The following is a 14,070-nucleotide window of genomic DNA, read 5'->3' as shown; positions in this document are numbered from 1 at the left end:
TCTTTTGAAGATACAAAGATGCTTTGACAAGGAGATTCTTCTTTGAGACCGTTTTGCTGAGAATACCCCTAAAATGGACTTATTACCTAGTCGTGTAGAAAGGAAAATCAGAAATCAACGGAATAGATTTTCTCCAGTTGTTTGTCATTGATCCAGGTGGGCAGGTGCCTCAGGGCGAAATTGCGGGCTTTCATGTAAACAGGATTTTGAGATTGGGCAACCTCACCCAGGAACCTTGATTGGCGGGTAATCCATTGGGTGCGCGGCATACGTCGTTTCTCAAACCGTTGGGCAGCCAGAGGGAAATCGTAATCCTTTTTCAGCTCATCGGCGAATACCACGGCGTCTTCCACGGCCTGGCAAGCTCCTTGGCCCATGTTAGGGGTAGTGGCGTGTCCGGCATCGCCCAGGAGGAGGATGTTGGGAAACGCGAATTGGGGCAGGGGTGCCAGATCATAGAGGTCGTGCCAGAGCAGTTGGTCTGGTTGGGTATGACGGAATAAATCCGGAATGGGGGCATGGTACTGCCCGAAATGGCGAACCAGGTCTTCTACCTGCATGTCCTTCATCCTGGGGTCATTCTCCGGGGCATTGATGCAGGCAAACCAGTAGATTTTGTTTCCCTTCAGCGGAGTCCAACCCACCCGGCCAGCTTTACCCCAGGTCTCAGAGGCGTAGATGCTTTCCAGCCCGGGGTTCTCGATGACGGCACGCCAGCAGGTGTAGCCCGCGTATCTTGGTTGAGACTGTGGCAGCAACTGTTTCCTGATGTTTGAATTTATTCCGTCCGCCACCAGCAGGTAATCAAAGAGGAGGTGGTCCCCGTCCTGAAATTGAACAGTGATCCCTTCTTGGGAAGAAGAGGTACGAACGGCGCGTTTGTTCGCGTGCAGGGTATTCTCTGGCAGTTGCCTCACCAAAACCTGGTGCAGTGCCGCCCGATGAATGACGAAGTTGTCTAAGCCGTACTTGTCACTGATGGCTCTACTATCGGTGCGGTTGATGAGTTTGCCTTCGGCGTCAAAGATGTGGAAACCGTCCAGGCAATTGCCTTCGGCCATCACTTCTTCGGCAATGTTCAGCCGCTGGAATCCTTTGATGGCGTTGGCAGCAAGGGCCAAACCGGCACCCACAGGCTCAAACCGGGGAGCGGCGTCATAAACGTGGGCCTCAATGCCAAGATGCTGCAAAGCAATGGCCGTGGTCAGCCCCGCTATTCCGCCCCCAATAATCCCGATCTTCCTATTTCCCATTCCTGCTGAATTCTCTTCCTGATAGTTTGTATCTCGGGTTAGGGAATACGGTAGATGACTGCATTGGCGTTCATACCGGCACCCACTGAGGCAAACACCACGGCATCGCCGCTTTCTAAGGAATGGCCCGAAAGCTCACCCCGCGCGATAATGTCATACAAAACTGGAAGGGTGGCCACGGAGTTATTGCCTAACGTAGAAATGGTCATGGGCATGATGTCTTCCGGAATGTGGTCCTGGCCATACAGCTTGAAGAGGCGCTCCAGCATGGCCTCGTCCATCTTTTCGTTGGCTTGGTGGATCAAAACCTTTTTGATCGCAGATAAAGGAATATTCGCTTTGTCAAGGCAGTCTTTGATCAACTGCGGAACCGTTTTAAGGGCATATTCATAAATCTTGCGTCCATCCATCTTGATGTAAAGATCTTCCTGGGGCACCTCGGGGTTGTAGGAAGGAGAGGAGTTCAGCCAGAACGTCTGGGTTAGGGTGTCAGATACGGTGAGGTGTTGGAGGAGTCCGTTTTTAGATTCTCCGGCCCGCGCCTCCAGTATCACCGCGCCCGCCCCATCTGAATAGATCATGCTGTCGCGGTCATGGGCATCGGTTACGCGTGACAAGGTCTCGGCCCCAATGACCAAAATTCTTTTGGCGTCGCCTGATTGCAAAAAGTAATGCGCCTGAATGATGCCTTGCAACCAGCCCGGGCACCCGAAGGGCAGGTCATAGGCGACGGTATACGGGTTGGCAATCTGCAGTTTGTGTTTGATGCGCGAAGCAAGCGGCGGCATCATGTCTACCCGACTGGATGTGGCTTTTACATCGCCGAAATTATGGGCTACGATTATATAGTCCAGGGTCTCAGGATCAATGCCCGCATTCTGGATGGCTTCCTGGGCGGCCAGAAAACCAAGGTCTGAAGTGACCATCTCGGGGGTGGCGTACCTTCGTTCCTGAATGCCGGTAATCTGCTTGAATTTTTGAATGATAACGTCGTTGTCGTGGATCAGTTTTTTTCCGGAAGCATCGAAAAAGACATTCTCCAGAAAGTCATCATTTGAAACAACCTGGGTAGGAAGGAATCTTCCTGAACCCGTGATCACAGTGGAAAGTGAGAGCGATGGCATAAAGGTGATTGGGGTAAGCTATTCTAAGAATTTGAAGGTATTGCCTCAGCGTTTGAAGGAGAAAGCTTGCCAAGATAAGAAATTAGGTTCTTTAATCCTTCAGCGGAATTTGCGCAATAATCTTCGGGCAAGAAATTGCTCTCTAAAGAAACAGGGAAGGAGACAGCGGTTCTGCGTTTTGCAGCCGATTTTTGGAAAAGAGATTAAAACAGAAAGCCCGAAAGTTCAACCTTCGAAGCGCAGATAATACCTGAAGTCAGACCCAGTGAAGATGAATTGCCTGGTTAATCAAAGATAAGCTTGGCGCCGCCGAAAATAATAAAGAGCCAGATCAAGCCTTTGATCAGGAAAAACAAAAAACCCGCAATGCCAAGTCTCTTTAGACCTTTTTTCCAGTTAGACATCCTCTTAAATAAAGGTTATACGAAAATAGGGTACGCCGAAGTCAATACGAATAAACTAGTTTTCTGGCAGGTATTCAAAAAAGAGCCCCAAAATAGAAAACCTATGGAGAAGAAGTGGGTCTCAACAGTAGTAAGTGCTGGTTACCATTTTAACTAAAAGCAGATCGGCGCCACTGGGAAGCGGCGCCGATCTGCTTTTAGTTTACAGCTTATAAGATATGGTTGCCATGAACTGCCGCGGAGCAATAGGGTTGATGCTGTTATCGTCGTGGGCGTTGTAGGAGAGTTTGTTTAGAAGATTGGTCATTTTCAGGCGCAGCGACAAGCGCTGCAAATTGTATCCAACGTGCGCATCAAAGAGGAAGTAGTCTGGTAGATCTATCAAACGGTAAGCATCGTTCTGGATGGTGAGACGAGTGTTACGGCCCGCAAAACGATCTCCGGCGTAGAAGGAACTTAGACCCAGGTTAAGGCCGCTCAGGCTGGCGTTCTGGAAGGAGTAGTACACGCTGGCATTGGCGGTATGGGCCGGGTTATAGCGCAGTCGGTCGTTCTTCGCGTAGATGTTGCTTTTGGTGTAACGGGTGTCATTGTAGCTGTAACCCCCAATGAAAGACCAACCATTAATGCTTTTGCTCATCAGGTCCAGTTCCACGCCTTTGCTGGTGATTTCCCCGGCCAGTTCTTTGATGGTGTTGTTGCTGTTTGGCTTGCCGTCGGCGGTGAAAAGGGCGGTCTGGGGCGAGGCGCTGTTCCGGATCTGGTAGGCGGTTAAGTTGGCGGAAAGAAGTCCTTTGAAGAGCTCGTTCTTAATGCCTATTTCGTACTGATCGGTGATGGAAGGGTCCAGAGGCTGGTTGTAGATGTCAGTGCCGGTGTTAGGCGCAAAGGAGTTGGCGTAACTGGCGAAGATAGACATGTTGCTGGTGGGCTGAAACACTACCCCGGCTCTAGGGCTGAAGGCGTAATCATAGGTGGAGGTGGTAGTACGGGTGTCCTCTCTGTTTACTACGGTGTTGCCTTCGCCTTCCACGTCAATGGCACTGTAGCGTAAACCAGCCAACACTTTCCATTTCTCTGAGAGCGACAGCAAATCCTGTACATACACCCCAACACGGCTGGTGAGGTTTTTGGTGTCATATGTTCTTCTACCTAAGGCAGGAATGTTGGCTTCGGGTTCAAATTTGTTCAGGTCGTAGATGTTTATGGTGTCATAGGCCTGGGTGATGAACGCCGGAGATTCGGTGTCATACTTGTCGGCATCGGCACCCACTAATAAGGAGTGTTCAATGAAACCGGTTTTGAATTTGCCGGTGAGGTCTAACTGGGTCAGGTAGTATTTCTCGTCGGTGGCGCTTTGTTGCAGGCTTCGGGCTAAATCACCGTTGAAGCTTGTCACTCCGGTCACCGGATCTTTGAATGGCACGAAGGACGTGGGTCTAGTGGTGCTGATTTGGGCGGCGTTGTAGTTCTGGAAAGAGCTGGTGCTTCTGATTTCCCAGTTTTGGTTAAACCGATGGGTGATGGTAGCCATGGCGCTTTTCTGCTCCACGTTGTTCTCGGCGAACGAAACCCCTAAAAACCGGCTTCTTGGCACCTGGGCAATGGCGTAGTTGATAGCGCCCACCCCGAAGTCGGGCGTGCGGGTATCTTTCAGGTAATCTCCCTCCAGCAAAATGTCGGTTTTGGCACCGGCTTTCACCAGCAGGGAAGGGTTGATGTAGAACCGCTCGGCCTTTACGCCATCCCGGAAACTTCCGGCGTTCAGGTAAGTGGTGTTCAGACGGTAAGCGACCTTGTCACTGTTGTTGATGGCGCCATACACGTCCAAAGAAGGCTTGTAATAATCATAGGAACCAACGCGCATGCTCACCTCTCCGCCACTTTCAAACCGAGGCTTCTTGGTCACCAGGTTCAGGACCCCGCCTGCGGCCACGTTCCCGAACAAGATAGCGTTGCTGCCTTTCATTACTTCCACACGCTCCAGTCCGGAGGTTTCGGGCATGATAGTGTTGTTGTAACGGGCACCGTTTTTAAAGGTATTGCTGCTGCTGAAGGAAAAGCCCCGGCCCGAGATCTCTTCCTGGGTCCCGCCGGTAGTTCCTGACAAGTATACACCGTTTACGTTCTGCAGCACCTCGCTTAGCACCTGCGCTTGCTGTCTTTCCAGCACTTCGCCGCCAATGATGGTAACGCTTTGGGGCAGATCCAGGGGTTTAATGGGCACCTTGCCTACACTCAGCGGTTTTTCATTCAAGGTCTGTCTTCCGGTTACCACTACTTCACCTAAACGTTGGTTGGTTCTGGTCAAGGTGATGTCTTGAATCTGGGTTCTTTCTGAGGAAATCTGAACCTGTTGCTCTTCTACTTGGAAACCCATGAAAGTAGCCTGCAAAGTGTAGGTTCCAAAAGGAACGTTGCGGAAGAAAAAGACTCCTTCTTCTGAGGTGATGGTGGTTTTTTCCAGTTCTTTTAAAACCACGCTTACATATGCTGCGGGTTCACCATCCGGCGTGGTGATGCGTCCACGTACTCCTCCGTTTTGGGCAAATGCCAGGGAAGAACAGAGTAGAAGGGCAAAGAATATAGAGCTGAAAGCGAATCTGGGAGAGTGGTAGATGTTAGTCATCCTTTGTTTTTTTTATTTAGACTGATTCTAAAGTGACACAAACTAAGCACCTGTTTAGAAACATTCCAAATAAGTTCCCGAAATATTCAGGAAATTTTATCTTCGCTGAAGATGGGTTGTTTTGAGCCCGAAAAAGGAATCATAGCCAAAAACCAAAGAAGGATGAATTAAACATCCGATAAGATTGACCTCTAACATGGCCTCAAAGCTGAAAAAGAGATACTTATATAGTACAAGGATGATAAGGTGAAAACCTCAGGATGGTTTTTTGCTTCAATGAAGAGTAAAAGACAAACCTCTCCTGTGAAAACATCGTGGTAAGAGGCTTTCACAGGAGAGGTTAAGTAAATAGAGGAAGAAAAGAAGAGGAGAAGTGCTGTAAAAAGATTTAAGGCCTGGTAAGTATTAAAAAGGGTTACACCAACCTTAAAGAAGGCCAGCGGCTTTCAGCTCCTTTTTAGGAAGTTTGCCTAAAATCATTTGGTAAGACTGATTAACCAGTTTTTCAATTCTATCCAGAGGTAAGGCCTGTGGGTTCTCTAACAAAACCCATTTGTATCTGGCCAGGTAAGGAGCCGGAATGATGCCCGGAACGGCAATCAGTTCCTCAATTTCTTCATCGGTAACTTTCATGGAAAAGGTAAGCGGCGGCTCCATGCTGGCTACGCAGAACATCTTGCCCCCAATGGAAAAGCAAAGGTCGTGTTCCCATTTTATGTCTTCGGTAACGGCGGGGAAGGAGAGGCAAAGGGTGCGTAGGATTTCGAGGTTCATGTGCGTCTGTTCAGATTCTAAAACGGGAAGATACACCTGTTTTAGGGCACTTTCTGAAAAACAGAGCATAAATTGCGGCAGCTTACTTCAGGTTCACCAACTGGTGCCCACAATTAGAGCAATAGTTATCGGTTGGCCGGACTTCTCTGGCACAATTCCCACAGACAATACCGGGCTCCGAAGCATTCGTTCCGGAAGGTTTCACCTTGGACAATTCTACCGTGACAATCCCCGTGGGAACCGCAATGATGGCGTAGCCCATCAGCATGACCAGGGAGGAAATCACCTGCCCCACAGCGGTCTTCGGGGTGATGTCTCCGTACCCCACGGTGGTAATGGTGACAATGGCCCAGTAGATGCTCTGCGGAATACTGGTGAACCCATTTTCTTCCCCTTCTATCACGTAGATCAACGTCCCGATGACCAGCACCAGGCTACAGACGGTGAATATGAAAACCGTGATCTTCTGCATACTGGCCGCCAGTGCGCTCTTGATGATCTGGGCATTTTCAATGTAACTGGTTAGCTTCAAAATCCGGAAAACGCGCAGTAACCGCAGAATCCTGATGGCCACAATGTACCGGATGCTGGGGAGGAGGAATACTAGGAAAGTAGGAATCACCGAGAGAAAATCAATAATCCCGAAGAAACTGAACATGTATTTCAACGGCCTGGGGTTGCTGTACACGCGCAAAATGTATTCCAGGGAAAATGTGATGGTGAAAATCCATTCCAATACCCTGAATAAGAAACTTGCTTGATTCCGGTAGGAAGGAACACTTTCCAGACAAACCGTGAGGGTAGAAAGGAGGATCATCCAAAGCAGGACCACGTCAAACCTTCGGCCGGCGGGTGTATCGGTGCCATGGATGATTATGTAGATCTTTCTCCTCAGCGCGGCATTTCCCATGAAGTAGAAGCTTTTGAATCAGGTAAGGAACAAAGGTAATAAGGTACAAGAAAATGAAAATGCCGCATAGTTGAACGTAAACCAAGCCTTATTTCTTCAGATAAAAGGAAGGACGCTTTACGGGCGGGCCTGAAAGGGGAGGAGATCGGGAAAATTTGGGGAGAGTCCTGTATTTAACTGCCTAATCTTTACCTTTGTAGAACATTTCCCAGAAACTAAGCCCGGCTCCAACCTCCTTTACCGCTTATGCTGAAGCACCTTTGTCACCTTCTTGCGCTTGCCCTTCTCCTTTCCTTCCATTTTGTTTCTGCCCAAGAGCTGCCTAACCGCGAGTTCAGGGGAGTATGGGTGGCCACCGTAGCTAACCTGGACTGGCCGGTGCGGGGAGCATCCCCAGAGAGCCAGAAAGCGGCCCTCCGCCTGATGTTGGATAAGATCAAGGAAGCGAACCTGAACGTGGTGTTTTTCCAGATCAGGACGGAATGTGATGCCTTTTACCGCTCCAGCCAGGAGCCGTGGTCCCGTTTCCTGACCGGTACCCAGGGGAAAGACCCCGGCTATGACCCCTTGGCCTTCGCCATTGAGGAAGCCCACGCCCGTGGACTGGAACTACACGCCTGGCTGAACCCCTACCGGGTAAGTACGGTGAACAACCCGGCTGTGTACAGTGCCCAGCATGTGTCAAAGTCAAGGCCCGAGTGGCTCCTGAGTTTCCCTAACGGGAAGAAGATCCTGAACCCCGGTCTGCCCGAAGTGCGCCAATACATTGCCTCTCTGATCAAAGAAGTGACCCAAAATTACGCCATTGACGGAGTCCATTTCGATGATTATTTCTACCCGTACCCGGAGGGGACTTTTATGGGAATCGCGAATGAAGATGCTCAAACTTTTCAGCAGTACGGCGCCGGATTTGCCAATATTAAAGACTGGCGCCGCCACAACGTAAACGAAACCATGCGGTTGGTGCATGCCCAGATCAAAGAACTGAAGCCCCAGGTACGGTTTGGGGTAAGCCCTTTCGGGATCTGGAGAAACGGGGAACCTGCCGGAATATCGGGTATGGATGCCTACAATGCCATCTACGCCGATGCGCTGCACTGGCTGGACAACCACTATGTAGATTACCTGACTCCACAGCTTTACTGGGCCATAGGCGGCCGTCAGGATTACCGGAAACTATTGTACTGGTGGTCAGACAAAGCCGCCAACGCCTCCCGCCACCTCTACCCAGGCCACATTGTGGTGCAAACCGGATTTACCCCCGAAGAAGTGCCGCACCAGATAGAGATCTCCCGCTCTAACCAACAGAAGAATGCCTTGGGCAGTGTCATCTTCCGGGCTGCCAACCTGCTCAACAACTCCAACCTGATTTCTACTTCTTTCAAAGCCGCAACCTTCCGGTTACCAGCCGCCCCTCCGGCCATGAACTGGATGACCGGGATAGCCCCCGCTGCCCCCACAGGTTTGACGGTGACCCTCAACGAAGCCGCCGGTACCTATGACGTACGCTGGGCCAGGAGCGCCCAGAATACCCATTCGTTTAAGCGGTATGTACTCTATACCACTTCCTCCATGCCCGCCACCGGAGCCCTCATTCCAGACGGATCGGTTCGGGCATTCACCTCTACTGAAACGGTGACCATCCCTGCTTCTGAGGTACCGTCACCCACTTCATTTTGGGGTGTTTCTGAGATTAGCCCCTCAAATCAGGAAAGCGAGTTAAGCAATGTAGTGGCCTTGGGAAGTGCTGTTCCGGTATTGGCGCAGCAGGACAAGCCCATTTTAACTGTGGAGCAGGTTACAGAGCAAACCCAGGAAGGAGGAACAGAAACCCTTTCTGCCTCGGGAGTACCCACCACTTCCACCTCCGGCAATGTCTATGTAGCCATCACCCTACAGAAGAAATCAGGCGTGAAAGCAGACCTATACACCATGGATCGCAAAAAGAAAACCCGCGTCCTGAAAGAGAAATACAAAGCCGGTAAACACACGTTGTCTATCCCCAGAGGCAAATTAGCCCCCGGTACCTACATGCTGGTTCTGGAGTACGGCGATAAAAGAAGCGTGCAGAAGGTGGTGTTCAACTAAAGAAGTTTCTGAAGTAACCTTGGGCAAAATCACAAAGCGTCTGGTGAAAAGGAGGGGCAAGGCCCTCGTTTTCACCAGACGCTTTGTGATTTGGTAGTTTCGGAAAAGAAGTGATTATCCTTCTCTGTATTCTAAAATATCAGCGGGTTGGCATTCTAATACTTTGCAAATGGATTCAAGGGTACTGAACCGGATGGCTTTTGCTTTTCCCGTTTTCAGGATGGAGAGGTTCGCCAGCGTTAAGCCCACTTTTTCGGAGAGTTCGTTGAGTGACATTTTCCGCTTTGCCATCATCACGTCCAGATTTACGATAATAGGCATAGCTTAAATAGTCAGTTCATTTTCAGATTGGATTTCTACCCCTTTTTTGAAAATCTGGGCAATAACAAAGATAATTCCGGCCAAAAACAGGAATTCCCCTCCATTGTCCAGATAGGGCGTGAGGTTCTGAAGGTCGACGGGCATTTTAGTCAGCCATTTGGCGTACGCATTACAGATAATTGCCAGAATGCCACTCCCTAAAGCCACCTCGCTGATGGTGGTAATGAGGCCTGAAGCGGTTGCGTTGAAAGGGTGCAGGGGATCTATTTTCATAAACACCCGAATAACCAAATACGCCATGTGCGCCTTCAACGCGGAAAGCACAATAATGAGCGATACCATGGAAATGTAATACTGCTTGCTGTAGCGCAGGAGTTCAGAAAGATCCAGCCCTAAATGCAGGTCCTGGGCGCCTTGGGGACTTACAAAAAGGCTCACCAAAAAGGAAATCAGGATGGCTCCGGTTTTGATGCACAGACCAATGTACACAATCCAAAACAATACGTTCACGGTAGAGAGAATCAGATTCGTTTTTGTCTTCATCTTTATTTGCTTTTAAAGTATAAAGTAAAAATCAATAAATATTTATTGAAATACAATAAATAAAATAGAAAATTTTAGATGAAGTAGAGGCCTAAATGCTGGCTGCGTTCAATAACAGTAAAGCATCTGGAGATGGTCTGGAAGGCTATTCTATTTATTTAATGTGAACTCCGGAATGGCGACTACATTCCTGTGGTAGAGATTTTTACCTTTTAGTAGAGATAAAAAGGGGGGGGTACACAGGAGAGCAGGTAGTACAGTTTATTATACTTGAGGCAGTTCCTCTACACAATTCCAGATGCGGATGGGCTAAGAGGTCAAATGCAGATTAACCGGCAGAAAGATCAGAAATGCTAAATGAGGTACTTGAAATACTTCATGAAAAAGTACTTCAAGGGAGGAGGAGTCCGTCGTAGGGTGTTTTCAGAGGTAATGGAAGGCTAAAAAACGTTCCTTTTGTCATCCTGAAAGGACCTTGTGGGCAAACAAGAAAAGCTGTAAACAAACGCCATCGCCGTTTGCCTCAACACATATCAAATTACTGAACAATTTTCTCTCCTGAAAACCGGAAAATGGATTTCCCGGCAAGTTGTAGCCTATGGCCTTTTCGGAGCCCGTTTAAAAAATCTACCGCTAAAATGCCTTAGTAGGCTATCTCTACCTCGATGGTATCTGGATGATGGGTGAAGGAGTTGATGGTTGGCGTTCTTTCCAGGAACAAGTTCTAGGCAGCTTCGGCTTGTGCAATGGAGGCTGCCCGGCCCGTTCAAGGTAAGGTTAGGTTCTCCGTTTAAAAGGTTCTAAAACCATATTTCCGGATCAAAGTCCAGAAGTATTCTTTCAAAGTCAAACGTAGTTTAAGCGTCAATATACTGCCGGATGATCTTTTCTCTTGCTTCCTTTGGGGTAAGAACTTGTTTTAGGAATAGGTATTAGACGCTTAGTTAGGCTAATTTCTCCTGTGCTTCTTCTAAAGTGCCCACAAAGTTGATACGGCCCTGTTTGTTGCTTTCCTGCATGAAATCCTGGAGGCTATGGCTGGTGTACTGCGTGAAGTCTCCTACAATGGCTAACTGCATCTGGTAGTTAGAGAACTTCTGCAGAATTTCGCCCGCCAGTTTGGTTTTAAGGTCAAAAAAATCGGGGTGCAGGTTCTCTTTTCTTACGATTACCTTTTGCGCTCCCTGGTAGCCGCTGTTACCTATAAGGTCTATCGCGTCCTGCACCGTATGAATTTCGATGGCATCAGATTCCAGCAAAGCATACGGCACGCCTTGTATTTCCTTAGGGATGATGTTCATGTCTTGTGTAGCGGTAGGAGGGAACAGGTTGGTATTGGTGTCTTAAGTTCGTTAGATGTTCAGAGCAGTAGTGACAGTGTCTTGAACTGCATGCGAATGTTTTTAAGGAAGCCGGGATTCGTTTTTCATCTTCAACGGCTTGGGTTATGCCTTTCGCAGAATCTTCTCCAGCTTTTTGCCTTTGGCTAGTTCGTCTACCAGTTTGTCCAGGTACCGGACTTGTTGGGTCAATGGGTTTTCAATTTCCTCAATTCTATAGCCGCAGATGGTGCCGGTAATCAGGTGGGCGTAGGGGTTCAGGTTGGCTTCCTGGAAGAAGGTCTCAAACGTGACTTTTTCGTCCATCATTTCCTGCAGCTTTTGGTCATCATACCCCGTGAGCCACTGGATGGCTTGGTGCAGTTCTTCTTTGGTGCGGCCTTTGCGCTCCACTTTGGTGACATAGTGCGGATAAACCGAGGCAAAGGTCATGCTGGCCATTCTGGCATCGTGCTCGGGCGTTGTTTTCATGCTATTTCAATCCTTCCAGTTTTCCTTTTCTTTTCACCAGGTTTTTGTAGTCCCACTGAATCTCCCTTGCTTTCTTCAACCAGTTCTTTACCGCGGCTACCTCCACCTTCTCAACTGAGGTATAGGTGATGGAGGCATCTTTGAACTTGCCGGTGCCCGCCTTCAGCTGCTCTTCCCCGAAATCTGCGCCGCTCCAGAACATGAGCCGGACGCCGCCCTTCAGTTTGCTGTACCCAACAATAGGGTTGCCGTCCAGAAACCATACCGGGTGGGCGTGCCAGATTTTGCTTTCGTCATCGGTCAGTTCGGCATCAATAACCCTTGCCAGAAAGTCACAGATTTCCTGGTCGGCCGCTGATTGACTGTGGTGATAAGCCTGTATTTCCTCTTTCATGGTGGTTATCTTTGGGTGGCTCCTCTGCTATATTTGTCCCTTATGGTTTGGGTCAAAGTCTACCATCCATTCAATACCATATTTGTCTCTGAACATACCAAAATAAGAGCCCCAAGGGCTATCAGAAATAGGCATTTCAATTTGCCCGCCTGCTGAGAGTCCATGGAATAGTTTGTCGGCTTCTTCTTTGCTTTCAGCACTAATCACAATTTTGCTTCTGTTCTCATTTTCGTTTGTTCGCCCCAGTACTTCAGGTACATCATTGGCCATCAAGACACTTTTGCCTATGGGTAAAGCAATGTGCATGATTTTATCCTTTTCATGATCTGCTACTGGGAATTCAGCGCTTGCTAAATCTTTGAAACGCATTATTCTGGCGAATTCTCCGCCAAATACTGATCTGTAAAAGTTGAATGCTTCTTCTGCATTTCCGTTGAAATTAATGTGTGGGTTGATATTCGCCATAATTTAAAATTGTGACTTGATTTTTATGTTTAACTAACCTTATTCAAGACACCCATAACCAAAAGCTTTACGTAATCTTGGTTTCTAAATTATTTTTATTTAAGTGTTTGGGCTAATTTTATGTAGTGTTCTGATTTAGTAAAATCAACACAGTCTTCTATGGCCCTTTTCAGAAGGAATTTTTCATCTTGGGAAATTCCGGCTCCCAACACAGCTCCTTGAATTGCAAGCAAAATTTCCTTTTCAAGGTCTGACCTTACTTCAACTTCTTTTCTGTTTAGCAGAAGGCTTCCTGGCCGGGGAAGGTTGTCAAATCTTTTTAAGGTTGCTCTCTGCACAAACTCAATTTCGCAAGTTTGAGAATTTTAGTCTTGCATAACCAGAGTTACCGATCCTCCGTCCATCCAAAGATGAACATCTTCTATAATGAGCTTTTCTGTAAAGTTGAACACTTTGATAATAAAGTAATTACGGCTAACGGATTTGGCTAAGGTACGCTTTAGTGTGTTATAGGTGTGGTAGGGTTGTGTTTTTATATTTAACCTTTTATCACCTTTTAACATTTCTAATTTACACAGAAATTAGAACAGTCTTTTGTTTCTAAGTTTATTATAATTTGAAAAAACAGATTGCCTTTATCCTTCATAATAAACTCTTTATATTTCCAACCATCATATTCCTCCCCATCGAATCCTTGCATTAAATGTGGAACCCGCCTATAAAAACAGTTGAACCCGATAATCTTCTGCCCACTTGAATCAAGAATACCAAAGTATTGCCTAATATAACGCATAGGTTCTAAAATTTTCGTGGTATCTATTGTAATACCATCTGATCCAACTTTATCTATGTATAGGCATTTTTTGAAGATACCTTCTGCTATTAAAATTTCCTCTGTTGTTGGTGTAAAGCTATTTGATCTACCTTCTACAGTCTTATCCATTATTACACCACCTGTAAAATTCGCTGAATGAATTAAAAGGTTATTGGAATTATCTATTTCTGTAATAGAGAATTTATTCTTTATTGTTGTTAATTTCTCTTTCTGTGTTATATTGTCACAAGATAATAAAAATGGAACGCCTAAGATTACTAAGATTACATACTTCATATTATTGATTATGAATTTTTGCTTCTACCTAAGGATGCCAAAAACTCATTTATTTCACATTAATACTTTAATTCAAAAGCATTATAATTTTTCTATTAATACCACCTAACCGGCTAGTGTAAAAAATGTGCAAAGCCGTCGGCAGTGGCATAGTGTTTACACAATCCTATGTTTGCAAAAACTAATTAACTTGTATAAAAGAGAAGAAAGGAAGGAACAAGATTCATTATACAATAAGGCCCT

Annotated in this window: 14 protein-coding genes; 1 reads left to right on the top strand and 13 read right to left on the bottom strand. The window is 47.2% G+C overall.

Translation table 11 applies throughout. The annotated features are described in order from the left end of the window. Positions 1–107 precede the first annotated feature (107 nt). From EFB08_RS19800 to EFB08_RS19780, 5 genes are all read right to left on the bottom strand, one after another. A complete protein-coding gene (locus tag EFB08_RS19800; protein ID WP_123128720.1) occupies positions 108–1,253 on the bottom strand; it encodes an FAD-dependent monooxygenase in 1,146 nt (381 codons plus the stop codon). 38 nt (positions 1,254–1,291) lie between these two features. After that, positions 1,292–2,377 carry a 3-oxoacyl-ACP synthase III family protein gene (locus tag EFB08_RS19795; protein ID WP_123128719.1) on the bottom strand — a complete coding sequence of 362 codons (1,086 nt, stop codon included), beginning with the start codon at positions 2,375–2,377 and terminating at the stop codon, positions 1,292–1,294. A gap of 606 nt (positions 2,378–2,983) precedes the next feature. Further along, the gene (locus EFB08_RS19790; RefSeq protein ID WP_123128718.1) at positions 2,984–5,410 is read right to left on the bottom strand and encodes a TonB-dependent receptor; all 2,427 of its coding nucleotides are present in this window, start codon (positions 5,408–5,410) and stop codon (positions 2,984–2,986) included. Between the two features lie 426 nt (positions 5,411–5,836). Continuing rightward, complete coding sequence (locus EFB08_RS19785; protein ID WP_123129062.1) at positions 5,837–6,184, bottom strand: MmcQ/YjbR family DNA-binding protein; 348 nt, start codon at positions 6,182–6,184, stop codon at positions 5,837–5,839. An 82-nt stretch (positions 6,185–6,266) separates the two neighbouring features. After that, positions 6,267–7,094, bottom strand: a complete 828-nt coding sequence (locus EFB08_RS19780; protein WP_123128717.1) for an ion transporter — start codon at positions 7,092–7,094, stop codon at positions 6,267–6,269. A 246-nt stretch (positions 7,095–7,340) separates the two neighbouring features. On the opposite strand from EFB08_RS19780, the gene EFB08_RS19775 reads away from it, so the two are divergent. Continuing rightward, positions 7,341–9,182 carry a glycoside hydrolase family 10 protein gene (locus tag EFB08_RS19775; RefSeq protein ID WP_123128716.1) on the top strand — a complete coding sequence of 614 codons (1,842 nt, stop codon included), beginning with the start codon at positions 7,341–7,343 and terminating at the stop codon, positions 9,180–9,182. 114 nt (positions 9,183–9,296) lie between these two features. Here the strand turns inward: EFB08_RS19775 and EFB08_RS19770 are convergent, their stop codons facing one another. The 8 genes from EFB08_RS19770 to EFB08_RS19730 form a co-directional block, all read right to left on the bottom strand. Beyond that, on the bottom strand, positions 9,297–9,503 hold the full coding sequence (locus tag EFB08_RS19770) for a helix-turn-helix domain-containing protein (RefSeq protein ID WP_123128715.1): 207 nt from the start codon (positions 9,501–9,503) through the stop codon (positions 9,297–9,299). A gap of 3 nt (positions 9,504–9,506) precedes the next feature. Next, positions 9,507–10,046 (bottom strand): DUF2975 domain-containing protein, encoded by a 540-nt coding sequence (locus EFB08_RS19765; protein ID WP_123128714.1) that lies wholly within the window; start codon positions 10,044–10,046, stop codon positions 9,507–9,509. A 944-nt stretch (positions 10,047–10,990) separates the two neighbouring features. Then, entirely contained in the window at positions 10,991–11,347 is a 357-nt protein-coding gene (locus EFB08_RS19760; RefSeq protein WP_123128713.1) for a DUF4180 domain-containing protein, read from the bottom strand. A 144-nt stretch (positions 11,348–11,491) separates the two neighbouring features. Beyond that, complete coding sequence (locus tag EFB08_RS19755) at positions 11,492–11,857, bottom strand: DUF2200 domain-containing protein (RefSeq protein WP_123128712.1); 366 nt, start codon at positions 11,855–11,857, stop codon at positions 11,492–11,494. A 1-nt stretch (position 11,858) separates the two neighbouring features. Next, the gene (locus tag EFB08_RS19750) at positions 11,859–12,251 is read right to left on the bottom strand and encodes a DUF1801 domain-containing protein (RefSeq protein ID WP_123128711.1); all 393 of its coding nucleotides are present in this window, start codon (positions 12,249–12,251) and stop codon (positions 11,859–11,861) included. Between the two features lie 27 nt (positions 12,252–12,278). Continuing rightward, positions 12,279–12,716 carry a VOC family protein gene (locus EFB08_RS19745; RefSeq protein WP_123128710.1) on the bottom strand — a complete coding sequence of 146 codons (438 nt, stop codon included), beginning with the start codon at positions 12,714–12,716 and terminating at the stop codon, positions 12,279–12,281. A gap of 95 nt (positions 12,717–12,811) precedes the next feature. Further along, the gene (locus EFB08_RS19740) at positions 12,812–13,054 is read right to left on the bottom strand and encodes a hypothetical protein (RefSeq protein ID WP_123128709.1); all 243 of its coding nucleotides are present in this window, start codon (positions 13,052–13,054) and stop codon (positions 12,812–12,814) included. 227 nt (positions 13,055–13,281) lie between these two features. Further along, a complete protein-coding gene (locus EFB08_RS19730; protein WP_123128707.1) occupies positions 13,282–13,827 on the bottom strand; it encodes a hypothetical protein in 546 nt (181 codons plus the stop codon). Between the last annotated feature and the right edge of the window lie 243 nt (positions 13,828–14,070).

Origin of the sequence: Rufibacter latericius (genome assembly GCF_003721515.1) — a bacterium.
Classification (GTDB): Bacteria; Bacteroidota; Bacteroidia; order Cytophagales; family Hymenobacteraceae; genus Nibribacter; species Nibribacter latericius.
Note: the sequence above shows the minus strand (reverse complement) of the source record. Positions and strands in the feature narration are given on the sequence as shown.